We start from the raw sequence: 26,429 nt of genomic DNA on the forward strand, positions 1-26,429 counted from the left end.
TGCGGTTTCGTGATCTATCCAGCAGGTTCGTCGACGGACCGCCGTTGGTAGTGGCTGCGTCGGGCTGCGGCCTGGCGGCATCTGCGCCAGGTGGACCAGTGCAGCAGTCTGGCGGCAGTAAAGGCCGGTGGGACGAAGACGGCGGCGAGCAGGTGGCGGATCTCTGGGACGCTCAGCGTGATCGGGTCGTGGCTGCGGGCGGGATGGAGCGGGTCGGCAGGCCGGGTGGGGTTCGCGAGGGCGGTCAGGAAGGCCAGGGCGAGCATGATGTGCCGGTGCCATGAGGTCCAGTGCCTGACCTGGTAGTGATCCAGGCCGACCTGGCTCTTGGCGGCCTGGAAGCACTCCTCGACGCTCCAACGGACACCGGCGACGCGGACCAACTCGGACAGGGCGACCACAGTGGGCGACCAGCACAGGTAGAAGGCGAGTTCACTGGTGGTCCGGTTGCGTCGGATCAGCAGGTGACGATGGACACCGGTGCCGATGTGGATCCACGCCCAGTCGTAGAAGCGCGGGCCCTTCGCTCCGGCTCCGGCGCTGTGCCGCTGCCAGGCAGAGGCGGGCAAGCGGTCGGCGGACATCTGCGCGTACGGGAGTGCGGCCATGGTTGATCCGGACCCGGGTGGAGCAGGCGCCGGCCATCACGTAGCCGATGCCGATCCGCTCCAGGCCTGCGATCAGCGCCCGTCCCCGCTCAGTGGCGTAGGCGAGGAACACGCCGACCTGGGAGTTCTCGATCCGGCCAGCTGGGCCGGTGTACTGGCGTTGCACCCCCGCCGACATGGTGCCTTTCTTCACGAAGCCGGTCTCGTCCACGATGAGAACGCCGCCGTCGCCGAGGCGGTCGACGACGTAGGCGCGGACGTCGTCACGGACGTCGGCGTCCCAGCGGGCATAGCGCAGCAGGCGCTGCATCGGCCCGGGCCGGGCGTGACTGGCCTGTTCAGCCAGTTGCCAGCAGTTCTTCCGCTCGGTAGCCGACAGCAGCCCAGGCAGGTAAGAGCGGGCCGTGGACCGAGGCTCAACTCGGCCGAAACGTCCTGCGATCCGAGCCATGACCTGGTCGAACATCGCCCGCCAGCGGGCAGGGCCTACGCTATGGCCCGCGGCCACCGCACGATCTTCGTTTGTCCACACACCAACCGATGATCAGGCGGTGGCCGTACCCGTTCCCAGCCGGGTCCGCCACAAGATCGCGAAGTCAGACTGGAGTACTAGGCCGAAACGGCTACTTGCCTTCGGCTTCGCGGGAGACGGGAGCCCACTCGGCCTACTCGGTGAGGTGTTGCTGGGGGAAGGATTTCTCAGGGGTTCAGAGCTCGGCGACGACGCGTCGTAGTGTGCCCGGCGCGATGCGCAGCATGGCGGGCATGACTTTCGTCTGACCGGGGAATGCCATGTTCCGCCCCCGCCGAAGAGCCTTCATCGTGACCGCCGCCACCTGTGCGGGAGTCAGTTTCTTCCCCGTGGCTTCGGCGTTCATGGGCGTGTCCGTAGACGGTGGGAGGACCTCGAGGACATGGGTGTGACCCTCGAGTTGACGGCGCAAGCCATCCGCAAAGCCGTGCAGGCCGGCCTTCACCGGGGTCTGATGCAGGTTCGGGTGACAGGTTCGGTCACGCGGCCTGGAGGGCCGGCGTGGTCATGACGGTCTCGAATTCGATGGGGGTCAGCCGGCCGAGTGAGGCTTGTCTGCGGCGTCGGTGGTAGGTCCGCTCGATCCAGGTCACGATCGCGATACGGAGTTCTTCGCGGGTGGCCCAGACGCGGCGGTCCAGGACGTTCTTCTGCAGCAGGCTGAAGAAGGACTCCATGGCCGCGTTGTCGCCGGCAGCTCCGACCCTCCCTATCGATCCGGCCATCCGGTGGCGGTCGAGCGCCCGGACGAACTTCCGGGAGCGGAACTGCGATCCGCGATCGCTGTGGAGAATGCACCCGTCGACGTCTCCACGCCGGGCCACGGCGTTGTCCAGGGCGGCCACGGCCAGGCGGGACTTCATCCGCTCGTCGATGGAGTAGCCCACAATCCTGTTGCTGAAGGCGTCCTTGATCGCGCAGAGATAGAGCTTGCCTTCGCCGGTGGCGTGCTCGGTGATGTCGGCGAGCCACAGCCGGTTCGCACAGGTCGCGGTGAAGTCACGGCGGACCAGGTCGTCGTGCACTGGCGGGCCGGCCTTCTTGCCCTTGCCGCGCTTCTTGCCGAACACGCTCCACCAGCGGTTGTCCCGGCAGATCCGCCATGCAGTCCGGTCCGCCATCACGGCCCCGGCGCCGCGCGCTTCGTCGGCCAGGAATCGGTATCCGAACTCCGGGTCGTCACGGTGAGCGTCGAGCAGCGCGTTCGCGCGATACGCCTCCTCCAGCATGGCATCGGTCACCGGCTGGTCCAGCCAGCGGTAGTAGGGCTGTCTGGCGAGCTTCAGCACCCGGCACGCAACCGTGACGGGCACCCCGTCCCCGGCCAGCTCCCTCACGAGCGGGTAGATCCTTTTCCCGGCAGATGTGCCTGTGACAAGTAGGCCGCGGCCCGGCGCAGGACCTCGTTCTCCTGCTCCAGCAGCTTGATCCGCCGGCGCGCTTCCCGAAGCTCAGCGCTCTCCTGGCTGGTCGTTCCGGGCTTGGTCCCGTCGTCGATGTCCGCGCGACGCATCCACTTCCACAACGTCATCGGATGGACTCCGAAGTCGGTGGCCACCTGCTCGACCGTCACACCCGGCCCGCGGTTCCTCGCGACCCGCACGACGTCCTGGCGGAACTCTTCCGGATAAGGCTTGGGCACAGCGACATCCTTCCCACCCGCCCCCCAGGGCAAGTCAGTTCAGATGTCACCCGATCGTGCGGCAGACCCCCGCGCCGTGGGTAGGTGCGCGAGTGGGCGAGACCAAAGCGAACCCCGAGGTGATGAATACGATCGCGTCGGGCGATGGCCATCGCTCGAGCACTTCACCCGTCAAGTGGATGGGGGCGGCAAGATTCAACGCCACCTCGTCATCGAGAGTCGCATTGGGGTTCTTGCCGGCAGCATAGTCTCGTTCCTCGAACGTACCGGCGTTGTTGACCAACACGTCCAAACGCCCAAAGCGATCAGCGACTGCTTGCAACAACGCTGTCCGATCAGCTGCGTCCGTCACATCAGCCCGCACGGCCAGCGCCTGCGGGTGTGCTTGCGCGAATCGGTCAAGCGCAGCCTGCGAACGCCCGCAAACGACGACAGACGCCCCGAGTTCCACGAAGGATTGCGCGAGGCTCAAGCCGATGCCTGAGGTTCCGCCAGTGATGAGTACGGTCTGTGACACGACGTCACCTCTCGCTATAACGTACCGATTGGTACGAAACACTTTAGCACATCCGTACCGATCGGTATCGAACGGTAGGATGAAGAAATGTTCTCGACGACACCGGCCCCTACTGGCAGGCCTCGCGCGTTCGACATCGACGAGGCACTCGATCGTGCAGTCCTGGTGTTTTGGTCAAAGGGTTTCGAGGGCGCCAGCCTTGACGACCTCACCGAAGCGATGGGTATCAGCCGCCCCAGCCTGTATAGGGCGTTCGGTAACAAAGAAGACCTCTTCTACAAGGCGCTAGAGCGGTACACCGAGGGCTTGGCCTCCTACTTCGCTCGAGCTCTAGCAGAGCCCACAAGTGGAGCAGTGGCTACTGCTGTGCTCCACGGGACGGTCGAGGCGGCAACCATGCCGGGATACCCCACGGGCTGTCTTGGCGTGCAGGGTGCGTTGGCTGCCGGGGATGAGAGCCGCCAAGTCCGAGACGCACTCATCGCATGGCGTGAGGATGGGGTAGCCCACTTGACGCGCCGGTTTCAACAGGCGGTGGACGCCGGTGACCTTCCGCCTTCCACAGATCCTCATCTTCTTGCGCTCTACCTAAGAACAGTCGCCAATGGGATTGCCGTCCAGGCCGCGAGTGGTAGTTCCCGCCCTGAGCTGCTGCAAGTCGCGAACCTCGCGTTGGGCAGCTGGCCAAAGCTGTAGTCAGCTAGCTAGTTGCGGGAGTGGCGTTCGTAGCGGTGGCTGAGTCGGCGGTAGCCGGACAGCCACGAGATCGTCCGCTCGATCACCCACCTGCGGCGGCCCAGCCGTTCGCTGGACTCGACGCCTTTGCGGGCGATGCGCACGCCTATGCGCTTGCCTCGTAACCATTTCCGCAGGTGGGGGATGTCATACGCCTTGTCGGCGTGCAGCCGCTGAGGCAGCTTGAAGTGGCGGCCGTGGTGGGGGTCGTGTCTCGTTTGGTGACCCGCGACCATGGGCTTCAGTGCTTCGCTGTCGTGGGTGTTGGCGGCCGAGACGCCGACGGCCAGGGGCAGGCCGTTCGCGTCCGACAGGACGTGCATCTTGGAACCCACCCCGGTCCACGGGGCTCGGACCTGTGAGTTCGCCCCCTTTTTCGCCCGCACGTGAGCGGAGTCGAGGACCATGCGCGAGACGTCGATGAGACCGGCGTCGTCGAGTCGGTGCAGCACCGCCTCGTGCAGCCGGCCCCACACCCCGGCCCGCGACCAGATCACAAACCGGCGGTGCGCGGTCGACCTTGATATCTCGAAACACGGCGGCAGAGCCCGCCAGGCGCAACCGCCGATGACCTGGACGACGGTGCCCGGTGCCGTCGACGGTGAGGGCGGCCGGCTTCCCCCGACGGGGCAGGCCGGGTCACCGGCTGCTCGCCCTGGTGGCGATCGCGAGGAGGACGGCGAGAGCGAGGATGCCGCCGGTGAGGGCGAGGACGGGGTAGCCGGAGGCGGAGACGACGAGGCCGGAGCTGAAGCCCCCGGTGGCGCCGGCGATGGCGATGGAGAGGTCGACCATGCCCTGGGTCTTGGCGCGGGTGGCCAGCGGCACGGCATCGGTGATCATCGCGGTGCCGGAGACGAGGCCCAGGTTCCAGCCCAGCCGCGGCAGGCGCCGCGCCGGCGGTGATTCCGGAGGCGAGGAGGGGGAGGCCGGAGGCTGCGGCTATCGGCGTACGGCCGTACCGGTCGACGAGCCAGCCGGTCAGCGGGGAGGCAATACAGACATCAAGTCACGTACCGTCCTCTCAGTGGGCGTTTGATGGTGATTCACGCCGACCGTTTCAACATGTTTTGCCACATTTATCGCCAACGCGTGCGGCCTGAAACGCCTGGAAGTTACCGACAGACAGGAAGCTTCCAACCCGTTGTTAGACCAGACGGAATTCGGCGCTGAGGAGCGGATCAAACGGGCGACCGGATCGGCACCCGGGATGCCGTGAAGGCGCATGTAAGGCGCGAATCACCCCGAAGGGTGTTGGCCGCAGGAGCGACTTAGCGTCTCAATCCATCCCTAAACGCCCACTCAGTGGGCGTTTGATGGTGATTCACGCCGACCGTTTCAACATGTTTTGCCACATTTATCGCCAACGCGTGCGGCCTGAAACGCCTGGAAGTTACCGACAGACAGGAAGCTTCCAACCCGTTGTTAGACCAGACGGAATTCGGCGCTGAGGAGCGGATCAAACGGGCGACCGGATCGGCACCCGGGATGCCGTGAAGGCGCATGTAAGGCGCGAATCACCCCGAAGGGTGTTGGCCGCAGGAGCGACTTAGCGTCTCAATCCATCCCTAAACGCCCACTCAGTGGGCGTTCAGGTATGTCTCATGCCGGTATGCGAGTTCTGTCGCTGTGTCAGTTTGAGGCCTTTCGGCGGATCGCTGCGGTTCATCACGTCCTGACTTCCGGGCCTGCCCGCCCGTTTCGCTCGGCTTCGAAGCTCGAAGTACGTCTGGCGTAGAGATGGCACAGAACCGCCGGTGATCACCGGAACCCGATCTTCCGTCACACCCATGATCCCTCTGGGACGTGAGCCAGCGGAAGCCGTACCCCAGCGACCTTTCCGACGCCCGATGGGCCCTGATCGAGCCGACGTTGACGGCCTGGAGAAAAGCCCGGCTCGACCGCAGACCCACCGGACAGCCGGCCAAGGTCGACCTGCGCGACGTATTCAACGCACTCCTCTACATCAACCGCACGGGAATCCCCTGGAAATACCTCCCACACGACTTCCCGAACTACGGCACCGTCTACGCCTACTACGCTTCCTGGCGCGATGAGGGAATCCTCGCCCAGCTCAACTACGACCTGACCGGGCTCGCCCGCGTGAAGGAAGGACGCAAGCCTGAACCCACAGGGTCCGTCATCGACACCCAGAGCGTGAAGACCTCCACCAACGTACCCCTGACCAGCCAGGGAACGGACGCTGCCAAGAAGATCGTCGGACGGAAGCGAGGCATCCTCACCGACACGATCGGACTGATCCTTGCCGTGACCGTCACCGCCGCGAGCCTCTCCGAGAATGCTGTAGGAATACGTCTTCTCGATCAAGCCAAGAAGACGTATCCAACCATCACCAAGAGCTGGGTCGACACCGGCTTCAAGAACGCCGTCATCGAGCACGGCGCACGTCTCGGAATCGACGTCGAAGTTGTCAACAGAAACCCCGGAGTTCGCGGCTTTCACATTGTCAAAAGGCGCTGGGTAGTCGAGCGAAGCCTGGGTTGGCTTATGTTGCACCGGCGCCTTTCTCGCGATTACGAGACCCTTCCCGCCAGCTCCGAAGCCATGATCCACGTCGCCTCGATCGACAACCTCGCCAAGCGCATAACGGACGAGACGGCACCAACCTGGCGAGGTACTTACTAGAACAGAAAGGGCAATTCGCCTAGATCAAATGCCCTCTCAGTGGGCGTTTAGGGATGGATTGAGACGCTAAGTCGCTCCTGCGGCCAACACCCTTCGGGGTGATTCGCGCCTTACATGCGCCTTCACGGCATCCCGGGTGCCGATCCGGTCGCCCGTTTGATCCGCTCCTCAGCGCCGAATTCCGTCTGGTCTAACAACGGGTTGGAAGCTTCCTGTCTGTCGGTAACTTCCAGGCGTTTCAGGCCGCACGCGTTGGCGATAAATGTGGCAAAACATGTTGAAACGGTCGGCGTGAATCACCATCAAACGCCCACTCAGACACGGCAGCTGTAGTTCTTGATCGGTTGGTCATTGTTGCTGGTCAGGTGGTTGCTGCGGCGGTGATGTTGTTCCAGCGGCGGTGGGCTTCGGTGGCTTGCTGTTGATGGTGGCGGCGCCATGCGGACCAGTGCAGGAGGTGCTCCAGGTCGCGGCGGGGAGGGCGCAGGGCGGTGGCGCGTAGGAGTCGCAGCAGCTCGCGGGTGCTTGAGGGGGCGAGTGGGCCGCTGGGTGTCTGGGCGGCGGCGCGGGCTTGGGTGACGGCCAGGATGGCTGCGGCGAGCATGCTGATCAGGCTCCAGCGCATCCAGGAGTTCCAGCAGGTGGTCTGGCCCTCGTCCAGGCCGCAGTCGGATTTTCCGGCCTGGAAGTCCTCTTCGATTTTCCATCTGCAGCACACCACATCGACCAGGGTGGCCATGGTGACCGCGGTTGCGGAGTGGCAGCGGTAGAAGGAGAGTTCGCGGGTGTAGCGGTGGCGGCGCACCAGCAGGTAGGAGTGGCCCGGCCCGGTGCTTTCGGGGGTGTCGTCGGCGAGGACGCCGATCATGGCCCAGTCGTAGTGACGGTCGCCCTTGGTCCCGTGGCCGGTACGCATGCGCATCCAGGTGCGGCGGGGTAAGCGGGCGGCGAGTTCGGTGGCGGTGAAGCGGCCGGCTGGGGTGGTGACGCGGTGGTCGGCGCGGACCGCGAGGGCGTAGTCGAGGCCGAGTGCCCGTGCATGCCGTCGCAGCTCGCGACCGCCGTACACCTCGTCGCCGGCCAGCCAGCGGGCCGGTATCCCCAGGGCACGTACACGCTGCAGCATGGCGGCCGCGAGCTGTGGCTTGGTGGCGAACAGGGTCTCGTCGGGGACGTGGGTGAGCAGGCGGCGTTCCTCGTCGGCGGCCCACCCGGCGCCCAGGTAGAGGGCGCGGTCGATCAGCGTGTGCCCGCTTACCGAGGCGTAGGTGAGGTGGACGGAGACCTGGCACAGACCGATACCGCCGAGCGCCCCGGAGTACTGGTGGGCCGCTCCCACGCAGTCGGTCGAGGACTTCTCATCACCGGTCTCGTCCACGATCAACACCGCCTGGTCGTCCGCGAGTTCACCGGCCGCCCAGGTCATGAGCCGGTCGCGGGCCAGATCGTGGTCCCACACACCACGGGAGAGGAAGTGCTGCAGCCGGTGCGGGCCCGAGTGCCCCAGCGCCTCGCCGAGCGTCCAGCAGTTGCGCGTATCGAGCTCCATCAGCATGCCCTCGGTCATCTCCCGCGCCAGCAGGCGCGGTTCCCGGCGCGGGAAGCAGTCAGCGACCTCGGCCATCACCGCCCCGAACGCGGCCGTCCACTCCTGCCCGGCTATCGTGGCCTCCACGGCCACCTGTTCCTTGATCGTCGTCACAAACGCTCATGATCACGGTGGCCGTCCCCCTACCCTCGGCCGCCCCCGCACCCCCGTTGACCAGCACGAACACGCCAACGATCAAGAACTACAGCTGCCGTGTCAGACCCTTCAGCTGTAGATCATGGTGGTTGCGGGAGTTCTGTTGGTGTGTCGGGTCCGGCTGGGACGGTGTGACCGTGTGCTCGGCGGCGTCGGTGGCAGGCACGGGCGATGGCCTGGTGGAGGCGGCGGTAGGCGGACCAGGCCAGGCCGTGCCGGATGCGTTGGTGGCGGTCGGGCAGCGGGGTGAGCAAGATGAGCAGGCGCCTGATCTCGAAGGCGGTGAAGCGGACGGGGGCGGGTGGGCTGCTGGGATCAGGCGGGTCCCCCTCTCTCGGCGACGGGTGCTGTCGGCGCGGGCTGGCCGTAGCGGGTCCGGGCCAGCGGGCCGTTCTCGCGGGCGGTGGCTGCGTCGCAGCCGACCAGGAACGCGGCGGCCAGCTGGGCGAGGGTGACGTGCCGGTACCAGCCGTGGAAAGAGCGGACCTCGTAGTCAGCCATCCCGCAGGCGGACTTCGCCAGCTTGATCGCCTCTTCCACCCGCCAGCGCGCGCCCGGCACCAAAACGATCTCCTCGACCGGGGTGTCGGCCGGGCCCCAGCCCAGGTAGTAGTCGCGTTTGCCGGGATCCTCCAGGCGGCGTCGCGCGACCAGCCACCGCGCCCACGCCTGGCCATCGACCATCTCCTCCTCGCCGGGGAGTCGCCGCACCCACCACTGCCACGTGCGGGTATCCAACTGGGAGGGCCCGGCGGGCAGTTCGACCCAGTCCTCCTCCCGCGCGACCCGCTCCACCAGCCGGGCGGCGTGCCGCCAGCCCGGACGCTGCAGCACCGGCGAGTTCGCCTGCACGTTGACCACGTACGGCAGACGATGTTCCTCCAGGAAGGAACGGAACGCACGCTCGCGCCCGTACACCTCGTCGGCGGCCACCCACACCTTCCCCGGCTCCTGAGGCAGGTCGGGCAGCGCCCGCTCGATCATCGCCTCCGCCAGCCGTGGCTTGGTCAGGAAGCCGCGCTGCTCGGGCACGTGCGCGGCCCGGCAGCGATCCGGCTCGTCCGTCCATTCCCGTGGCAGGTACAACTCCCGGTCGATCAACGCCTGCCCCGCACCGGTGGCCCACGCACACATCACCCCGATCTGGCAGGGGAATACCCCGCCGAGCGTCCCGGAGTGCTGCCTCGCCACCCCGGCCGAAGCCTTCCCGCGCTTGGCGAACCCGGTCTCGTCCACCACCAGCACCCCGGCCCCGCCGGGCCCCGCGCCCACGCCGTCGTCCGCCAGCTCGGCGACGGCGTACCGGCGGGTGAAGTCCCGCACCCCCTCCACGTCCCACTTCGCCCGGTCCAGCAAGTGCTGCTGGTTCCACGGCACACGCTCTCCGGCCCACTCCGCCAGCTGCCAGCCGTTCTTGCGCGAGACCGGCCCCAGTAGGCCCCGGACGCACATCTCCCCATGCCACTGCGTCTCCACCCGGCCGAACAGGTCCCCGACCCCCACCAGCAGATCGTCCAGCCGCCCCGCCCACTCCTCCGCCCACTCCCGGTCCGACACCTCGACCGGGACATCCAGCAACTCCGCCTTCATACACGGCAGTTACCCAGCTTAGAGACCCTCGAACTCCCGCAACCACCATGATCTACAGCTGAAGGGTCAGACAGGGCCCAGAGACTGACGACGGGGATTCCTGCGCGCTCGCACCAGGTCAGGAACTGAGGCACCTTGGCTGCGCCGGCGCGGTAGATGTCTGATGTGGGCAGACGGTGATTCCGGGCCCAGCGGCGGTTCCCGTCCAGGATGACGCCGATGTGCCGCGGCAGCCCTGGTGCGCTAGCGCTCTCTTTGCGACACGGCCTCGCTTCGGTCATGGTTATCGCCGCTGAAGGCGCATCGATAGTTCGTTGGGGCGCAGGATGGCTCGCAGGACGGGCCGGAGACCCGGGTCGAGAAGGTCCTCGTCGCGGCGCGGGGCAAGTGGGAGAAGACGTTTTGCGCCCGCACGATCGGCCGCCTGGGCGAGGCGGGCACGGCCCGGCTGCTGTCCCTGGTGGCCGAGGACAACGAGGCGGGTACCGCCCTGCTGGCCGCGCTCAAACGCGACCCGGGCGCGGTCGGCCTGGATTCCCTGCTGACGGAGATCACCAAGCTCAACGACGTGCGCAAGCTCGGGCTGCCCGACGGGCTGTTCGCGGACTGCTCGGAGAAGCTGGTGGCCGCCTGGCGGGCACGGGCGATCAAGATGTACCCCTCGGACTTCCGCGACACGGCGGAGGACGTACGGATCGCCCTGCTCGCGGCGCTGTGCTCCTCACGTCAGGCGGAGATCACCAATGCCCTGGTCGACCTGCTGGTCGCCCTGGTTCACAAGATCAACGCACGCGCCGAGCGGAGGGTGGAGAAGCAGCTCACCGCCGAGTTGAAGAAGGTCCGTGGCAAGGAGGGCATCCTCTTCAAGCTGGCAACGGCCGCCGTCGACAAGCCCGACGAAGTCGTACGCCGGGCCCTGTTCCCGGTGGTCGGGGAGAAGACGCTAAAGGATCTGGTGGCCGAGGCGAAGTCGAACGAGAAGGTCTTCAAGGCCAAGGTCCGCACCACGCTGCGCTCCTCCTACAGCTCGTACTACCGGCAGATGCTGCCGCCGCTGCTGAACACGCTGGGCTTCAGGTGCAACAACACCGCCTACCGGCCGGTGATGGACGCGATGAAACTGCTGAAGAAGTACGCCGACGTCGACGGCAAGACCCGCTTCTACGACGCCACGGACGTCGTGCCGATGGACGGGGTGGTGCGCAAGGACTGGCGCGAGGCGGTCGTAAACGACAAGGGCAGGGTCGAGCGCATCCCGTACGAGCTGTGTGTGCTGGTGGCGCTGCGGGACGCGGTCCGGCGCCGGGAGATCTATGTCGAGGGCGCCGCGCGGTGGCGTAACCCGGAGGACGACCTGCCCGGTGACTTCGAGGCTACCCGCGCCGTGCACTACGCCGCGATCCGCCAGCCGCTGAACCCGAGGGCGTTCATCGCGGATCTGAAGAAGCGCATGACTGAGGGCCTGGGCCGGCTGTCCGGCGCGCTCGCGGACGGCTCGGCGGGCGGGGTGAAGGTCACCACCCGCAAGGGCGAGCCGTGGATCACCGTGCCGAAGCTGGAGCCGCTGGCCGAGCCCACCGGCCTGGCGGCGCTGAAGGACGAGGTCGTACGCCGCTGGGGCGTCCTCGATCTGTTGGACGTGCTGAAGAACTCCGACTTCCTCACCGGCTTCACCGAGGAGTTCTCCTCGGTGGCCGCCTACGAGCGCATCGAGCGTGACGTCCTCCAGCGCCGCCTCCTGCTCGCCCTCTTCGCGCTGGGTACGAACATGGGCATTCGCGCGATCGTGGCGACCGGCGAGCACGGTGAGACCGAGGCAGCGCTGCGGCACGTGCGCCGGCACTTCATCACCGTCGACAACCTCCGTGCCGCCGTGACCAGGCTGGTGAACGCCACCTTCGCCGCCCGCGATACCGCCTGGTGGGGCCGCGGTACCGCCTGCGCGTCGGACTCGAAGAAGTTCGGCTCTTGGTCCTCGAATTTCATGACCGAGTACCACGCCCGCTACGGCGGCAACGGCGTGATGATCTACTGGCACGTCGAGCGGAAGAACGTCTGCATCTACTCCCAGCTCAAGAGCTGTTCGTCGTCCGAGGTCGCGGCGATGATCGAGGGCTTGCTGCGGCACTGCACGGACGTCGAGATCGAGTCGAACTACGTCGACACGCACGGCGCCTCGGTGGTCGGGTTCGCCTTCACCGAGCTGCTCAACTTCCGCCTGCTGCCCCGCCTGAAGAACATCGGCAGCATCCGCCTGTACCGCCCGGACGACGACCCGCCCGGCTGGCTGGCGCTCGGCGGCTCGCTGACGACCCGACCCATCAAGTGGGACCTGATCGCCCAGCAGTACGACCAGATGGTCAAGTACGCCACCGCGCTGCGCCTGGGCACCACGGAGGCTGAACAGGTCCTGCGCCGCTTCACGCGCGGCGGCCCCAAGCGCCCCACCTACTCCGCACTCGAAGAACTCGGCCGTGCCGTGCGCACCATCTTCGCCTGCGACTACCTAGCGAGCCCGGACCTGCGCCGCGAGATCCACGGTGGCCTCCAGGTCGTGGAAAACTGGAACTCGGCGAACACCGTGCTGCACTACGGTAAGGACGGAGCCCTGACCGGCCCGGACAAGGAGCACGCCGAGACCTCGATGCTCGCCCTGCACCTGCTCCAGTCCGCGCTCGTGCGCGTCAACACCCTGCTGCTCCAGCAAGTCCTGGCCGAACCGGCCTGGGCAAAGAAGCCGACCGACGAGGATAGGCGGGGAATGACCGCGCTTTTCTGGTCGAATATCAACCCCTACGGCACCTTCCGGCTGGACATGGATAAGCGGCTCGATGTCGGACTCACGCGCGCACTCCCCCGCCCCCGTTCGGCTGAGTCCCTCGCAGTTACCCCAAGCTGACTGATCCGCGGCTCGGGCATCGTGCCAGGTGACCGGTCAGGACGGGGCGGAACTGCCATCGGCCGCCATGCGCTGACGCCGGTAGTGGCGAGCTGCTCGGGCACGGTTTCCGCATGACGGCTTGCACCATTCCTGCCGCCCATGGCTTTTGACGAAGTAGCGCACGCAGCGGGGTGCGGTGCAGGCGCGCAACTGCTCGCGCTGCGGGCCACCCAGGAAGTCGATGGCGGCACGCGCCAGGGCCGCCACGAGGCGTACCTTCGGATCGTTCTCCGCCGACAGCAGACGGGTCGCGGGGGCACCTTCCGGCAGCCAGTCCATCTGCGGGACGACCGGTTCACGGGCGGCAACCGTGTTGAGGTGGGCCAACGCCTGATCGGCCGACATCAGTCGTTGGGCGTCCGCCGAGCTGGGGGGAGCGGGACTGACCGCCCGGGCGAACAGCGCCCGGACTGCCCGCCGCAGCTCGGTGATCTCGGACCTGAGGCCCTCGTCTGCTGTGAGCTTTCCGGCCGGAGGATGGCCAGCCAGCAGATCGGCCTGCGCCTGGATCCAACGTGTTGTTCCGTGTGCCGTGGCGAGGTCGTCGGTGACGCCGCCATCTCCGTCGTGGCGGATCGTGCTCGCCAGTTCCAGTGCCAGCCAGCGCTCCACAAGCGCCTCCTTCCCTTGCCCCTGCCTGGTCGTCAACCACTTGATCACATTCCCGCGCACACTCTAGAGTCCCTAACGGTAAAACGAGAACTTCCGTTAGATTTCGAGGTGGGGTGACGCGCCACGCCTCGCGGTGAACCGGCGGCCAGAGCCGCCGCCATGGGAGGGGACAGACAATGACGGTGCTGCTTGCCCAGCTCAGCGACCTACACCTGGACGGCAGTGAGAGGGCCACCGCGCGCGCAAGCCGCGTCATGGACTACCTACGGGCCCTGCCTCACCCGGTCGATGCGGTCCTGGTCACCGGAGACATCGCCGATCACGGCGAGGAAGCCGAATACGTGGAAGCGGCACGCATCCTGACAGCCCCTTTCCCGGTGCTCACCTGCCCCGGTAACCACGATGCGCGTCCGGCCTACCGCAAGGCCCTGCTCGGCGAGACACCCGATCACAGGCCCGTCAACCGGATCCACCACATCGCAGGGACCGCCATCCTGATGTGCGACTCCACCATCCCCGGCCGCGACGAGGGACGCCTCGACGCACAGACACTGGACTGGATCGACACCCAACTCACCGCACTGCCGCGGGACACCCCGGCACTGATCGCCTTCCACCAGCCACCGGTCGAACTCCATCACCCACTGCCCGACTCCGGCATGCTTGAACAGCCTGGACAACTGGCCGCGCTGCTGGACGCGCACCCGCAGGTCGTTGCCGTCCTCACCGGACACGCCCATACCGCGGCCGCCTCGACCTTTGCCGCCCGCCCGCTGATCGTCGGGCCGGCCGTCACCTGGACCCTGCGCATGCCCTGGGAAGGCGACCGCCCTGCAGACCGCGACCAGCCGCCTGCCCTCGCCTTCCACATCCTGGGCGACGACCGGCGCCTGACCACCCACTACCGCGTCGTGCTCTGATCCCGCCTGCTCGACCCGGAGAAAACGTGGTCCACCCCTACGCCGTTCTCGGGTTCCTGGCGGCACTCCTGCCCCTCGTCGCCACCCCCGGAGCCAGCCTGACCCTTCTCATTCGGCATGTCACCGACAAGGGCCGCCGCCAGGCTCTCCCTGTCGTCCTCGGCACGGTCACCGGCTTGTACATCCATGCCACCCTCGCCATGGCCGGCCTGTCCGCCCTGGTCATGCGCTCCAGCCAGGCCTTCCCAGCCGTCAAGGTCATCGGCGCCGCCTACCTCATCGGCCTGGGTCTGTGGACATGGCGGTCCGCCGTGGGAACGGCACGCACTCCCGCCCGTCGGCGTCTGCCAGTGCAGTCGGACTCCGTCTACACCCAAGCCTTGCTCGGCAACGTCCTCAACCCGAAGGCGGCCTCCATCTACTTGACCCTGGTACCCCAGTTCATCGAAGCCGATCGCTCCTTCGACACCCAGATTCTCACCCTGGCCAGCGCCCACGCGCTGCTGATGACACTCTGGCTCCTTGCCTGGACCGTCCTCATCCGGCGTGCCTCACACACCTTGCAAAAGCCCCGTTTCAAGCGCACTGCCGCCAAGATCACAGCAGTGGTGTTTCTCGCCCTCGGGATCCGAACCGTCGCAATGTAGGCAGCGGCCACCTCCCGAGTGTCGGCAAACGACCGTCTGCCGACACTCGGGGCACGATCGCGAACCCGCAGGTGGGCAGTGTCGGCAACTCGCGTCGAAAATCAACGCCGGTGAACGGTCCGCCCGGTAGATTCCGACACATGCTCATCGGCTACTGCCGCACATCGACGGCCGACCAGAACCCCGATCATCAGATCGACGCCCTTCTCCGCCATGGCGTGGACCACGACAACATCCATGTCGACGTCGCCAGCGGCGCGAAGGCGTCCCGCCCGAAACTCGACCTCGTCATGCAGCTGCTGCGCGAGGGCGACACCCTGAAGGTCACGCGGCTCGACAGGCTCTCCCGCTCCGTACTGCACCTGGTGACCCTCGGCGCCGACCTGCGCGAGCGCGGGATCGGCCTGCACGTCATCGAGCAGGGCATCGACACCTCCACCATGGAGGGCGGCGCGATGTTCGGCATGCTCAGCGTGCTTGCTGAGCTCCAGCGGGAGCTGATCGTGGCGAACACTAACGACGGGCTCGCCTCGGCGCGGGCCCGGGGCCGGGTCGGCGGGCGCCGGCCCCGGCTCACCGACGACCAGGCCGCACTCGCCCAACGGCTCTACGACGAGCGGGAGAAGACGGTCCAGCAGATCGCCGACATGTTCGGCCTGCCACGGTCGACGGTGTACGGGCACCTCGACAAGACCAAGACCGTGCCCCGACAGCCCAAGAAGACCGTGGTCACCAAGTCCTGATCGCTACTTTGCGGCTGGTGTCTGAGCTAGGACTCCGGGGCCCACAAGAAGGAGCTGACCGAGGAGGAGATGGAACAGGCCGGCCGCACCCGCGCCCGACAGCTCCGGGATGAGGAAGAACTGTCCCTCCGTGAGATCTGCGCTGTCCTTGAGGCCGAGGACATCCGCCCGAAGCGTGGGGAGCGCTGGCACCCGGAGACCGTCCGGCGGATGCTCGCCAACCCGGGCGACCGGCCGCCGACCCTGCGCCGACGCGAGCGCACCGCGTAGCGGCCGCCCCCCCGGCTCCTAGACGACAGCTCTGCTGATGCTGATGTCACTGGCAGCCCGGGGGTAGCTCAAGGTGGTCACCGGCCGTCGACTTCGGCGCCCTGCCAGCTCTCACGCAGATATTCGTAGACGGCTTGTTCGGTCACACGGAAGGAGCGGCCGACCCGGATGCCCGGTAGATGACCACTGTGGACCAGCCGGTAGACCGTCATCTTGGAGACGCCCATGATGCTGGCGACTTCAGCCACCGTCAGGAAGGGGATCTCACTCAGCGGCCGCTCCCCGCCGCGCCGGGGAGCGTTGCTCCTGAGGCTGGGCCGGGCCGAGGTGTTGCGGGGTGCCCTGGAAGGGGCTTGCGGCTGTTCCTGGTCCGACGTCTCACGACTGGCTCACTCGTGCAGGGCGGCCAGCCGGGCGCGGGTGTGGTTCTCGTCTGTCCACAGTTCAGAGACGGCAGTGGCCGTACCGTGCAGGTGGCGCTCGATGCTCATCGTTCACCTCCGCTGACGTCTGCAAGAACGGGTTCCAGGGTGTCACGGCCGAGACGCAGGCAGGTCTTCACGGTGTTCAAGGACACTCCCATGACGGCCGCAATCTCGTCGTTGGGTAAGTCGCGTTGCCAGCGCAGCGCGATCGTCGTGCGTTGTCGGTCGGGCAGTTTGCGCACCGCCTCAAGGAGGACCAGCTCCTTCTCCCTCAGCCCTAGTCTAGTACTGCAACGGTGCTTGTTCTGATTGCTGGGCAGTTTTCAGGGGCTGTGTCCGCGTCGTTTGTAGTGGCTGATGCGGGCTTGGTGCTGGCGTCGTCGGCGCCAGGTTGACCAGTGCAGGATGTGGTCGGCCGGGGTGGGGCGGCGGTTGGTGAGGCGGGTGATCAGGCGTCGGATCTCGGCGAGGCTGAGGTGGATGAGCTGGGAGGATCCGTTTCTGCTTTGTCCGTGTCGAGCTGGCGGGCCCGCAGGACAGTCAGACAGGCGTGGGCGGCCATGGCCAGGGTCATGTGGCGGTGCCAGCCCGGGTAGCGGCGGACCTGGTAGTCGTCCAGGCCGCACTCCTGCTTCGCGGTCTGGAAGCATTCCTCGACTGCCCAGCGGCTGCCCGCGATGCGGATCAGCTCGTCCAGCGTCGTGTCGGCGGGACAGTAGGCGATGTAGTAGGAGATCTCCTCGGGCCTGCTCACGCTTCGGCGGGCGAGGACCCAGTGCCGGCGGTCCTCGCGGTGCCAGGGCCGCACCTCGACGCGGGCCCAGTCGAAGATCCGCCGGCCGTGGGCTCCTTCACCGCAGGAACGGCGTTTCCATTTCTGCCGCGGCAGGCCGGGAAACAGGTCGTGGACGGGGTGGTCGATGGACCAGCGGGTGACGACGGTGTCGTGCCGGGTGGTGGCCATGACGTGGAAGACATCCGCCTGTTCCAGCTCGAACCGCCAGCCCTTGCTGAAGCCGTAGGCGGCGTCCGCCGTCACCCAGCCGAACGGGATACGGTCGGCGATGGCCCGGCGGACCATCGCCTTGGCCATGGCCACCTTCGTCTCGAAGGCGACACTGTCGTCGATGCCCGCCCGCCGGCACCGTTCCCGGTCATCCGTCCAGGAGGTGGGCAGATACAGACGGCGGTCGATCAGAGTGCGTCCACGGCCGGTGGCGTAGGCGAGGAACACACCGATCTGGCAGTTCTCGGTGCGGCCGGCCGTTCCGGAGTACTGCCTTTGCACCCCGGCCGAACGGACGCCCTTCTTCAGAAAGCCGGTGTCATCGACGATCAGGACGGCCTCGCGGTCTGCGAGGTGTTCCACGACGTAGTCGCGTACGTCGTCCAGGACCTCGTCGGCGTCCCACTCGATCCGGTTCAGCAGCCGGTGGATGCGATCGGGACCCGTATGCCCGGCCTCCTCCGCCAGCGTCCAGCCGTTCTTCCGCTCCAGCGGCGCAACCAGCCCACGCATGTAAGCCAGCGCCGACTGACGCGGCTCCTCCCGGTTGAACCGGTGCACGAACCGCTCATGCAGAGCACCCAGTTCCCCCGCCCACAACCTGACACCAGCAAGGTCCCCACCCATAACAACACCAACGACTGAACTGGCCAGCAGTCACGGCAAACACCGTTGCAGTACTAGGGAGCGTCTTGCCGATCATCCGATCGTTGGACCGGTCGTGAGGGATGGGGAGATATCTGAGGCCGCGTGGGCGGTGATTGAGCCGTTGCTGCCGCCGGTGGGCCGTGCCCGGGGCAGGTGGCGGGATCACCGCCAGGTCATGGAGGGCATCGTGTTCAAGTTCCGTACCGGTGCGCCCTGGAGGGATCTGCCGGAGCGGTTCGGCCCGTGGCAGACGGTGCACGGGCGGTTCGCCCGTTGGGCGGCCGACGGCACCTTCGACAGGATCCTGGCCGCGGCCCAAGGAAGGGCGGAGATGGACTGGCTGGTCGCGCTGGACTCCACGATCGTCCGGGCCCATCAGCACGCCGCCGCCAAAGGGGACTCGAGGAGCGCGGGCTCGGACGCTCCCGCGGCGGGCTGACCAGCAAGATCCACCTGGCCTGCGACGGGCGGGGCCGCCCGCTGGCCTTCACGGTCACGGCCGGCACCCGCAACGACTGCACCCAGGCCGAAGCCGTCATCAACGCGATCCGCAGGGAACCCACCTGCCCATCCCGCTCCCCGACGGCTCAGATCGCCATCAGCAGCACGACCGCCAACCACGGCGGCTAACTCGCCGCACGGGGCGACTCCACCCACAGCTCAGTCGTGATCTATCGCTCGGCCCACAAGAGCCTGAACCACAGGGCGGACACCACCGCACTGCAGGCCGCCGCACTCGAACGCGCCAGCGAGCACCACGGCGGACCGGTCCTCAAGGACGTACCCCAGCAGACTCGCAACAGCGAACTCCCCCAGCACTCCTGATCCGTCCCCTTCCGTCGGCCATGCGCGACAACGTCCGGCCGACGGCCTCACCAACCCCACCCGCCAAGAAGGCAACCCTGCAGCGGCACGCCCCACTTCTCACACCATCCGAGCTGGCACGCCTCAAGGCAGCGCTGGGCCCCATCCCCTTCGTCGATCTCTTCAGCGTCTGTGGCGGCAGCAGCCACGACCTGGAGGAAGCGGGCCATCTGCTGCTCCTGGGGATGAACCACGACCCCGTCGCCGTACGGACCCACCGCACCGAGGCAAGCAAGGCCGGCGGCAGGAAGCGCTACCGCGGCCAGGGGTGCCTCAGCCTCACTGGCAAGGACGAAGGCGCCGAGCCGGCGACTTTCGTACAGGTGTCACTCTGCCGGGGGCGGTGTCATCGCTTACTTGCCGTGCAGTGCTCGTTGCCCTCATCGGCCGCGTCGGCAGGGGCGCCGAAGGTGGCGAAGGTGACGCAGTAGGCCGTGCCCGCGTAGCAGACCTGGCTCGCAAGCAGGAGTCCGCCGAGGCGTTCGCGGAACTCAGTTCTGCGGGCGACGACGATGAGCCAGGCTGCGGTTTTGCGCTCGCGCCATCCACCTGAGAGCAGGACGGTCAGCTCACGAGGCGTGATATCGCCGGCGGCCTCGCCGAACTCCCGTGTGAACTTGGCACGGTCAGGCCCGGCCATGCACATGACCGGGCCCCCGAGTTTGGGGTAGCACCGGTCGGGCGCGACATAGCGGTGGACGAGAGCGAGCAACTCGGGGTCCTCGCGGGCGTAACGCATAGCCGCATCCTGTCCTGGGCGAAGCCGTCTGACCAGTGCATTCCTCAGCCGCACCGGTCAGCCCGCCGGAACGTCGTGCGGTTCGCCGAGGTCGTGAAGACGGCGGTTCCACGCGCGATCACAGGTGGCGAAGATCATGGAGACCACTACGGGCCACCTGTGTAATTTCTTTGAATTTGTCATGATTTTCGATCTTGAACTCCCGCATACGCTCTCATGACCATCACACATGTGATGTTCATGTAAAACTGCAGATCGGAAGATCATGACGGTGTTCAGACCCCTGCCCGGCGGGCGGGGGCGGCCGATATCGGGGGGGACCGCACGCTGGACGGCGGGCGGGGTTTCCTTGGTCATGGCCATCACCTTGCTGGATGTGGCGAGTCTGCCGGCGGCCGCTTCGGCCCCGAGCGCACCCGCACCGAAGAAGGCGGCGGCGACCCGGGCGGCTGACATTCCGTCGGCCCGCGTCGCGGCGAGGTTGTCCGGCAAGCGTGTGGAGGCGCTCTCCGAGCGCACGGAGACGTCGACGACGTGGGCGAACAAGGACGGCAGCCTCACCACCGAACTTTCCGCGGGACCGGTCCGGTTCCAGCGGGAGGGCAAGTGGGTCGACGTCGACGTGGACCTGCGTCAGTCCGGATCGGGCGTGGAGCCGGTCGCGCACCCGGAGGGCTTGCGGCTGGCGGGCCGGACCGGCACACCGGCGAAGTCGTGGAAGGCCGCCCGCGCGGCGAAGGCGACCGACCTGGTGACGCTGGGTGAGGGCGACCAGCAGATCACCCTGCAGTGGAAGGGCGGGCTGCCGAAGCCGAAGCTGGACGGCACACGGGCGGAGTACGTCAACGCCGTGCCCGGCGCCGACGTGGTCGTCGAAGCCACGCGTACCGGCTTCGAGCAGTTCGTCGAAGTGAAGCAGCGCCCGGCCTCGGCCGACTACTCCTACACCCTGCCGCTCAAGGCCAAGGGACTGAAGGTCAAACAACTGTCCGACGGCAGCGTGCTGTTCACCGACAAGAAGAACAAGAAGCGGGCCGTCATGCCCGCGCCGGTGATGTGGGACTCCACCGTCGACAAGCGCTCCGGTGAACACACCCACAAGGCGCGGGTCGGCCTGAAGGTGGTGAAGAAGGGCTCCTCCGTCGACCTGGTGGTCACCCCGGACGCGAAGTTCCTCGCCGACCCGAAGACCAAGTACCCGGTCACCGTGGACCCGTCGACGTCCTCGCTGTCCAACGTCTTCGACACCTACGTCCAGCAGGGCGAGACCGTCGACTGGTCGACCGACACCGAACTGGACTTCGGCAACCCCGGCACGAAGAACGCCGACGGCACCCCGCGCACCGCGCAATCGTTCATCTCCTGGAACACGACGCCCGTTCAGGACGCGCTGGTTCTCGACGCGAAGCTGAGCCTGTGGAACTTCCACTCGGGCAACACGGACTGCAAGGCGTATCCGTGGGAGGTGTGGGCCTCCGGTGCCGCGTCCACGTCGAGCCGGTGGTCGAACCGTCCGACGATGACGGCGAAGAAGGCCACCTCGACGGAGACCCGCGGCAACACCGCCTGCACCGCGGCCCCCGACGGCTGGATCAACGCCGACGTGACGACGCTGGTGCAGGATTGGGCCTCGGCCAAGGCCACCCGCGGGAACATGGGCATCCGTGCCGCCGACGAATCGGTCCTGGCGCAGTGGAAGCGGGTCAACTCCGCCAACGCCGCCTCCAACCCGCCGAAGCTGGTGGTGAACTACAACTACCGGCCGCGCACCGGCAGCAAGCAGGAGGCCGGCCCGCCGTACTTCTCCTACAGCGGCGCCTACACGGTCAACACCACTACGCCGACGCTGCGGGACACCTTCGTCGACGCCGACGGTGACAAGGTCAACGGCACCTTCCAGATCTTCGACAACGCCACCAACACCCAGGTCGGCGACGTCATCGTGTCAAAGTACGTGCCGTCCGGGCAGGTTGCCTCGGTGACCGTCCCGTCCGGGGTGCTGGCCAACGGCAAGACGTACAAGTTCCGCACGTCGCCGTACGACGGCACGCACTACAACACCGGCTGGTCGGCCTGGAAGACCTTCACGGTCGACACCAGCGCCCCCTCCCCTCCGGCCAAGATCACGTCCACGGACTACCCGACGGGCAAATGGAGCAAGGGCGCGGGCCAGACGGGCACCTTCACCGTGACTCCGCCCGGGTCCGACCACAACTGGCTGGAGTGGTCCCTGGACGGCGTGACCTGGAACAAGGTCGCGACCGGCGGGGCGGGCGGTGACAAGAACGTCTCCATCACTCCCTCCGACAACGGCGCACAGTCCCTCCTCGTACGGGCTGTCGACCGGGCGGACAACCGGTCCTCCGTGGCCGAGTACACCTTCAACGTGGGAGCCGGCGGCTTCGTGCGTCCCGGGTCCGGCGATCGGACCGCGCGCCGGCTCACCCTGGAGGCCGAGACCGACGGCGGCAAGTACGACAAGGTCTCCTTCTCGTGGCGGCGCTCCGCGGCGGACGAGTGGCAGGCCATCCCCGCCGGGCACGTGACCGAGGACGGCACCGCACTCACACAGTGGCCGGTGGCCCTGGCGAACGGCAGGAACGCCCCACTGGCCTGGAACGCCGCCTCCACCGTCACCCCCGACGGATCCGTGGAGATCAAGGCCGACTTCACCGGCCCCGGCGGAGCCGCGGGCAGCACCGAGCCGCTCACCGTCGTAGTGGACCGCAACGCCGACGGCGCCGCGAGCGAGGACGTCGGACCCGGCTCGGTGAACCTGCTGACCGGTGACTACACCCTGTCCGCGGAGGACGTCTCGGCTTTCGGCCTCGTCGTCAGCCGTGTCGCCCGCTCCCGCCGCCCCGAGGCGGGCGCTCAGCAGGACGACCAGGCCGCGATCTTCGGCAAGCAGTGGGTGTCGGGCTTCGAGGCGCAGCTGAACGAGTCGGAGTACACCCACCTGGAGAAGATCTCCGACACGGCCGTCAGTGTGGTCCTCGCCGACGACAGGCCGATCCACTTCACAGCCAACGCGGCCGAGAACGGGTGGATACCCGAGCCGGGGGCCGAGGAGATGGTGCTCAAGGGTAGCGTCGACGGCACCTTCACCCTCTCCGACAGCTCCGGCACGGTGACCGAGTTCGCCAAGGCCGACCCGGCGGCATCCGCCTGGCAGGTCAAGAGCACTCTGTTCGACGGTCTGTCCAACTCGACCACCACGATCATGTCGGAGACGGTCACGGTGGGCGGGAAGGCGCTGGCCCGGCCGACCCGGATCATCGCCCCGACATCCGCCGCCACCGCGGCCGCCTGCGCGGGGGACCCCTCGACCAAGGGCTGCCGCCTGCTGGAATACGTCTACGCCTCCGCCACCACGGCGACCGCCACGACCTTCGGCAATGTCAGCGGCCAGGTCCGCGAGATCCGGCTCTGGTCCACTGAGCCGGGAGCCTCGGCCGCCACGTCCAAGCCCGTGCAGACATATCAGTACGACGACGCGGGCCGGCTCCGCCGGGCCTGGAACCCGCAGATCAGCCCCGAGCTGGTGACCGAGTACGCCTACGACGCGGCCGGCCGGGTCACCTCGCTGACGCCGCCGGGCGAGCTGCCCTGGACGTTCACGTACGGCAAGGCGGGCAACGATCCGGCGGCCGGCGAGGGCATGCTCCTCAAGACCACCCGCGCCGCGCTGAAGGAGGGCACGGCCGGCACCGTTGAGGGCGAGGCGACGACCGGCATCGTCTATGACGTGCCGCTGTCCGGCACCTCGGCTCCGTACGTGATGGACCGGGACACGGTCCGCACGTGGGGGCAGCAGGACATCCCCACGGACGCCACCGCCGTCTTCCCTGCCGAGGCCGTGCCTGCCTCCCATTCGGGATCGGCCCTGGAGCAGTCGGCGTACCGTCTGGCCACGGTGCAGTACCTGAACGTGTCCGGCGAGCGGGTCAACCTCGCCGAGCCCGGCGGCCGGATCGACAACACCGACCACGACCGGTTCGGCAACGTGGTGCGTGAACTGTCGGCCGGGAACCGGGAGAGCGCGCTCGGGGCGACGGCGACCGCGAAGGAGGCCCTGGCCGACCTGGGGCTGACGGACCGGCCGAGCGCGGAGCGCGCCGAGCTGTTGTCCACGCGGTCCGTGTTCGACGAGACCGGTACGCGCGAGCTGGAGAAGTTCGGGCCCCTCGGCCGGGTCGACCTGGCCAAGGACCTGAAGTCCGGCGACACCACGCTCGTGGCGGCGGGCACCTCCGTCCTCGCGCGCAGCTGGACCAGCAAGCGCTACGACGAGGGACGTCCCGCGGACGCCGTGGGCACCAGCAACCAGATCACCAGCACCAAGGAGGGCGCTCAGGTCCGCGAGCACCCCGCCGTCATGGCCGACGCCCAGCTGACCACAGTCGCCTACGACTGGGCGAAGGGCCTGCCCACCAAGGTGGTGCAGGATCCCGACGGTCTGGCCATCACCACCGTCACCGAGTACGACGCCCAGGGCCGCGTCACCCGGCAGGGGGCGCCCGGCACCACGGGCAACGACGCGGGAACCCAGGTCAGCACCTACTGGTCGGCCACCGGCACCGGCACCTGCGCCGGACGTCCCGAGTGGGCGGACCTGCTGTGCACCAGCGGGCCGGCCGGGGACATCACCGGCGGCGGGACCAATCCGGCCCAGCTGCCCACCATGACCGCCGAGTACGACTGGTGGGGCAACACCGCGAAAACCACCGAGAAGGCCGGCACGTCGACCCGCACCATCGCCCGCGGCTACGACGCGGCGGGCCGATCCACCACCGTGCAGACGACCGGCGTCGGAGCGGCGGTGCCGTCGACCACGACGAGCTACGACCCTGAGACGGGCCGCGCGGTCAAGACGACGTCGTCCACCGGCGGTACCCTGACCCGCGCCTACGACAAGCTGGGCCGGGAGATCTCCTACACCGACGCGGACGGAGGGACCACCACCACCGCGTACGACCTGCGCAACCGCCCTGTCAAGGTCGGTAACAGCGTCCCCAGCACGGTCACTTACACCTATGACCCGTCCGTCGAGCCGCGAGGGCTGGCCACCAAGGTGACCGACTCGGTCGCGGGCTCCTTCACCGCCACGTACGACGCGGACGGGGCGGTGGCCTCCGAGAAGCTGCCGGGCGGCTACACGCTCAAGCAGGTCAAGGACGCTGCGGGCGCCGTCGTCGTGCGCACGTACACACGAGACAGCGACGGGGTGACCGTCTACAACGACTCCGTCACCTCCACCATCCACGGCCAGGCCGCCACCCGCTCCGGCTGGTCGCACCAGGAGTTCGGCTACGACGACGCCGGACGCCTCACCCGGGTCGAGGACACCAGCGACAACGTCGGCACCCTGCGGACATACGCCCTGGACAGCCGCTCCAACCGGACCGGCAGGACGGAGGCCTCAGCCGCTGCCGGGCTGCTCTGCCCGACCAGCGTGGGCGCGGTGAAGAGCCACACCTACGACACCGCGGACCGAATCGTCGACTCCGGCTACTCCTACGACGCCTTCGGCCGCACCACCGCGCTCCCGGGCTCGACCCTGTCGTACTACGCCAACGATCTCGTGCAACGGCAGACCGCCGGTTCCCAGCGCCAGACGTGGCAACTCGACGCCGGGCTGCGGTTCCGCTCGTGGACCGTGGAGGCCAACAACGCCGGCACCTGGAGCCAGCCGGCAGCCAAGACCAACCACTACGGCAACGACACGGACAGCCCGAGCTGGATCGTGGAGGACGCCGCCCAGGGCACGGTGACCCGCAACGTCACCTCGGCCACGGGCACGTTCAGCGCGACCACCGGCAAGTCCGGCGGCACCGTCCTCCAGCTGACCAGCATCCACGGCGACGTCGCCCTCCAGCTGCCGCTGGACTCGGCGGTCGCGCCGACGGTCGTCGACAGCAATGAGAACGGCGCCTCCCGCACGGGCAAGACCGCCCAGCGCTACGGCTGGTTCGGCTCCAACCAGCGCTCCGGCGAGACGCTCACCGGGATCGTCCTGATGGGCGCGCGGCTGTACGACCCGAACGCCGCCCGGTTCCTCCAGCTGGACCCGGTCTTCGGCGGCAACTGCAACGCCTACGACTTCGTCTGCGCCGACCCGGTCAACGGCACCGACCTCGACGGCCGGTGCGGCGCCTGGGGCAACCCGTTCAAGCCCTGCGACAAGTGGCGCATCCTCATGTGGTCGCGCTCTCCCGGAAGCCACTGGAAGACCATCCGTGAGGGAAGCACCTCCAACGTCACGGTTCACGGCAAGAAGTACGGCAAGTTCGGTCTCCGGCACATCAAGGACAAGCACGTCGGAGCGGGGAAGCGCTCTGCGTGGAGGTCCAGCTCCACCATGCTCAGCGACCTGAAGAAGGCGCTCATCTCAGGCAAGTGGCGGAACGCCTGGGGTGGTGTCTATGACGGAAAGTGGGACATCACGTACTCGTATTGGACCGGCTGCGGATGCCGTAAGAAGAAGAAGTACACGGTCTACGTGTACTACCGCACCACCGCGGCGCCCGACGGAAAGCCGCTGGGCGTGACCACCGCCTACATCAACCGGACCGGGTGACCTTCGGAGGGAGAATGTCT

The 26,429-nt window shown here is 67.6% G+C and carries 20 protein-coding genes and 4 pseudogenes; 10 read left to right on the forward strand and 14 right to left on the reverse strand.

Features of this window, described 5'->3' with window-relative positions; translation table 11 throughout:
- Positions 1-14: 14 nt before the first annotated feature.
- From ABIE67_RS02850 to ABIE67_RS02865, 4 genes and pseudogenes are all read right to left on the reverse strand, one after another.
- Positions 15-1,074: pseudogene (locus tag ABIE67_RS02850) on the reverse strand (IS701 family transposase).
- 241 nt (positions 1,075-1,315) lie between these two features.
- A complete protein-coding gene (locus tag ABIE67_RS02855; protein ID WP_370252671.1) occupies positions 1,316-1,486 on the reverse strand; it encodes a hypothetical protein in 171 nt (56 codons plus the stop codon).
- Positions 1,487-1,619: 133 nt separating this feature from the next.
- Positions 1,620-2,782 (reverse strand): IS3 family transposase gene (locus ABIE67_RS02860; protein WP_370252673.1). Its coding sequence is split into 2 segments (ribosomal slippage): positions 1,620-2,495 and positions 2,498-2,782, totalling 1,161 coding nucleotides; the frame shifts between segments, so codons are not numbered across the junction.
- Positions 2,783-2,828: 46 nt separating this feature from the next.
- Positions 2,829-3,299: an SDR family NAD(P)-dependent oxidoreductase gene (locus tag ABIE67_RS02865; RefSeq protein WP_370252678.1), complete on the reverse strand. Its 471-nt coding sequence runs from the start codon at positions 3,297-3,299 to the stop codon at positions 2,829-2,831.
- A gap of 87 nt (positions 3,300-3,386) precedes the next feature.
- On the opposite strand from ABIE67_RS02865, the gene ABIE67_RS02870 reads away from it, so the two are divergent.
- Positions 3,387-3,995, forward strand: coding sequence for a TetR/AcrR family transcriptional regulator (locus ABIE67_RS02870; protein ID WP_370252683.1), 609 nt, complete (start codon positions 3,387-3,389; stop codon positions 3,993-3,995).
- A gap of 8 nt (positions 3,996-4,003) precedes the next feature.
- On the opposite strand, the gene ABIE67_RS02875 is transcribed toward ABIE67_RS02870, so the two are convergent.
- Positions 4,004-4,603: an IS5 family transposase gene (locus ABIE67_RS02875; protein ID WP_370268102.1), complete on the reverse strand. Its 600-nt coding sequence runs from the start codon at positions 4,601-4,603 to the stop codon at positions 4,004-4,006.
- 70 nt (positions 4,604-4,673) lie between these two features.
- Positions 4,674-5,031: pseudogene (locus tag ABIE67_RS02880) on the reverse strand (MFS transporter); the annotation flags it as partial.
- A gap of 809 nt (positions 5,032-5,840) precedes the next feature.
- On the opposite strand from ABIE67_RS02880, the gene ABIE67_RS02885 reads away from it, so the two are divergent.
- On the forward strand, positions 5,841-6,680 hold the full coding sequence (locus tag ABIE67_RS02885) for an IS5 family transposase (RefSeq protein ID WP_370252687.1): 840 nt from the start codon (positions 5,841-5,843) through the stop codon (positions 6,678-6,680).
- 361 nt (positions 6,681-7,041) lie between these two features.
- Here ABIE67_RS02885 and ABIE67_RS02890 read toward each other — a convergent pair whose 3' ends face one another.
- The 3 genes from ABIE67_RS02890 to ABIE67_RS02900 all read right to left on the reverse strand — a co-directional run bounded on the left by ABIE67_RS02890 (position 7,042) and on the right by ABIE67_RS02900 (position 10,295).
- Positions 7,042-8,382, reverse strand: a complete 1,341-nt coding sequence (locus ABIE67_RS02890) for an IS701 family transposase (RefSeq protein WP_370252197.1) — start codon at positions 8,380-8,382, stop codon at positions 7,042-7,044.
- Positions 8,383-8,739: 357 nt separating this feature from the next.
- Complete coding sequence (locus ABIE67_RS02895) at positions 8,740-10,014, reverse strand: IS701 family transposase (RefSeq protein ID WP_370252079.1); 1,275 nt, start codon at positions 10,012-10,014, stop codon at positions 8,740-8,742.
- A complete protein-coding gene (locus tag ABIE67_RS02900; protein ID WP_370252692.1) occupies positions 10,011-10,295 on the reverse strand; it encodes an undecaprenyl diphosphate synthase family protein in 285 nt (94 codons plus the stop codon). Before ABIE67_RS02900 ends, ABIE67_RS02895 begins: the two co-directional genes overlap by 4 nt.
- Before the next feature lie 77 nt (positions 10,296-10,372).
- Between ABIE67_RS02900 and ABIE67_RS02905 the strand changes: the two are divergent.
- Positions 10,373-12,913: pseudogene (locus ABIE67_RS02905) on the forward strand (Tn3 family transposase); the annotation flags it as partial.
- A gap of 36 nt (positions 12,914-12,949) precedes the next feature.
- Here the strand turns inward: ABIE67_RS02905 and ABIE67_RS02910 are convergent.
- A complete protein-coding gene (locus ABIE67_RS02910) occupies positions 12,950-13,567 on the reverse strand; it encodes an ABATE domain-containing protein (protein ID WP_370252696.1) in 618 nt (205 codons plus the stop codon).
- Positions 13,568-13,743: 176 nt separating this feature from the next.
- Here ABIE67_RS02910 and ABIE67_RS02915 point away from each other — a divergent pair, with 176 nt between their 5' ends.
- The 4 genes from ABIE67_RS02915 to ABIE67_RS02930 all read left to right on the forward strand — a co-directional run bounded on the left by ABIE67_RS02915 (position 13,744) and on the right by ABIE67_RS02930 (position 16,147).
- Positions 13,744-14,487 carry a metallophosphoesterase gene (locus tag ABIE67_RS02915; protein WP_370252700.1) on the forward strand — a complete coding sequence of 248 codons (744 nt, stop codon included), beginning with the start codon at positions 13,744-13,746 and terminating at the stop codon, positions 14,485-14,487.
- Positions 14,488-14,513: 26 nt separating this feature from the next.
- Positions 14,514-15,134 (forward strand): LysE family translocator, encoded by a 621-nt coding sequence (locus tag ABIE67_RS02920; RefSeq protein WP_370252704.1) that lies wholly within the window; start codon positions 14,514-14,516, stop codon positions 15,132-15,134.
- A gap of 140 nt (positions 15,135-15,274) precedes the next feature.
- Positions 15,275-15,877: a recombinase family protein gene (locus ABIE67_RS02925; protein ID WP_370252708.1), complete on the forward strand. Its 603-nt coding sequence runs from the start codon at positions 15,275-15,277 to the stop codon at positions 15,875-15,877.
- Positions 15,878-15,946: 69 nt separating this feature from the next.
- On the forward strand, positions 15,947-16,147 hold the full coding sequence (locus ABIE67_RS02930; RefSeq protein WP_370252712.1) for a recombinase family protein: 201 nt from the start codon (positions 15,947-15,949) through the stop codon (positions 16,145-16,147).
- Positions 16,148-16,224: 77 nt separating this feature from the next.
- On the opposite strand, the gene ABIE67_RS02935 is transcribed toward ABIE67_RS02930, so the two are convergent.
- From ABIE67_RS02935 to ABIE67_RS02945, 3 genes are all read right to left on the reverse strand, one after another.
- Positions 16,225-16,419, reverse strand: coding sequence for a helix-turn-helix domain-containing protein (locus ABIE67_RS02935; RefSeq protein ID WP_370268106.1), 195 nt, complete (start codon positions 16,417-16,419; stop codon positions 16,225-16,227).
- Between the two features lie 215 nt (positions 16,420-16,634).
- Positions 16,635-16,892, reverse strand: coding sequence for an RNA polymerase sigma factor (locus ABIE67_RS02940; protein WP_370268110.1), 258 nt, complete (start codon positions 16,890-16,892; stop codon positions 16,635-16,637).
- A gap of 128 nt (positions 16,893-17,020) precedes the next feature.
- Positions 17,021-18,205 (reverse strand): IS701 family transposase, encoded by a 1,185-nt coding sequence (locus tag ABIE67_RS02945; protein ID WP_370252597.1) that lies wholly within the window; start codon positions 18,203-18,205, stop codon positions 17,021-17,023.
- A 79-nt stretch (positions 18,206-18,284) separates the two neighbouring features.
- Between ABIE67_RS02945 and ABIE67_RS02950 the strand changes: the two are divergent.
- Together ABIE67_RS02950 and ABIE67_RS02955 are read left to right on the forward strand one after the other, a co-directional pair.
- Positions 18,285-18,811, forward strand: a pseudogene (locus ABIE67_RS02950) (IS5 family transposase); the annotation flags it as partial.
- 81 nt (positions 18,812-18,892) lie between these two features.
- On the forward strand, positions 18,893-19,051 hold the full coding sequence (locus ABIE67_RS02955) for a hypothetical protein (protein WP_370252716.1): 159 nt from the start codon (positions 18,893-18,895) through the stop codon (positions 19,049-19,051).
- Positions 19,052-19,436: 385 nt separating this feature from the next.
- Here ABIE67_RS02955 and ABIE67_RS02960 read toward each other — a convergent pair whose 3' ends face one another.
- Entirely contained in the window at positions 19,437-19,829 is a 393-nt protein-coding gene (locus ABIE67_RS02960) for a DUF6000 family protein (RefSeq protein ID WP_370252719.1), read from the reverse strand.
- A gap of 355 nt (positions 19,830-20,184) precedes the next feature.
- Here ABIE67_RS02960 and ABIE67_RS02965 point away from each other — a divergent pair, with 355 nt between their 5' ends.
- Positions 20,185-26,409, forward strand: coding sequence for a DNRLRE domain-containing protein (locus ABIE67_RS02965; protein WP_370252723.1), 6,225 nt, complete (start codon positions 20,185-20,187; stop codon positions 26,407-26,409).
- The last annotated feature ends 20 nt before the right edge of the window (positions 26,410-26,429 follow it).

This window comes from Streptomyces sp. V4I8, assembly GCF_041261225.1.
Taxonomy (GTDB): Bacteria; Actinomycetota; Actinomycetes; order Streptomycetales; family Streptomycetaceae; genus Streptomyces.

What these genes read in the sequence shown, in the direction of transcription:
- ABIE67_RS02855 (WP_370252671.1), bottom strand. Translation starts at nt 1,486, where the DNA reads ATGAACGCCGAAGCCACGGGGAAGAAACTGACTCCCGCACAGGTGGCG.
- ABIE67_RS02870 (WP_370252683.1), top strand. Translation starts at nt 3,387, where the DNA reads ATGTTCTCGACGACACCGGCCCCTACTGGCAGGCCTCGCGCGTTCGAC.
- ABIE67_RS02895 (WP_370252079.1), bottom strand. Translation starts at nt 10,014, where the DNA reads ATGAAGGCGGAGTTGCTGGATGTCCCGGTCGAGGTGTCGGACCGGGAG.
- ABIE67_RS02900 (WP_370252692.1), bottom strand. Translation starts at nt 10,295, where the DNA reads ATGACCGAAGCGAGGCCGTGTCGCAAAGAGAGCGCTAGCGCACCAGGG.
- ABIE67_RS02915 (WP_370252700.1), top strand. Translation starts at nt 13,744, where the DNA reads ATGACGGTGCTGCTTGCCCAGCTCAGCGACCTACACCTGGACGGCAGT.
- ABIE67_RS02925 (WP_370252708.1), top strand. Translation starts at nt 15,275, where the DNA reads ATGCTCATCGGCTACTGCCGCACATCGACGGCCGACCAGAACCCCGAT.
- ABIE67_RS02930 (WP_370252712.1), top strand. Translation starts at nt 15,947, where the DNA reads ATGGAACAGGCCGGCCGCACCCGCGCCCGACAGCTCCGGGATGAGGAA.
- ABIE67_RS02945 (WP_370252597.1), bottom strand. Translation starts at nt 18,205, where the DNA reads ATGGGTGGGGACCTTGCTGGTGTCAGGTTGTGGGCGGGGGAACTGGGT.
- ABIE67_RS02960 (WP_370252719.1), bottom strand. Translation starts at nt 19,829, where the DNA reads ATGCGTTACGCCCGCGAGGACCCCGAGTTGCTCGCTCTCGTCCACCGC.
- ABIE67_RS02965 (WP_370252723.1), top strand. Translation starts at nt 20,185, where the DNA reads ATGGCCATCACCTTGCTGGATGTGGCGAGTCTGCCGGCGGCCGCTTCG.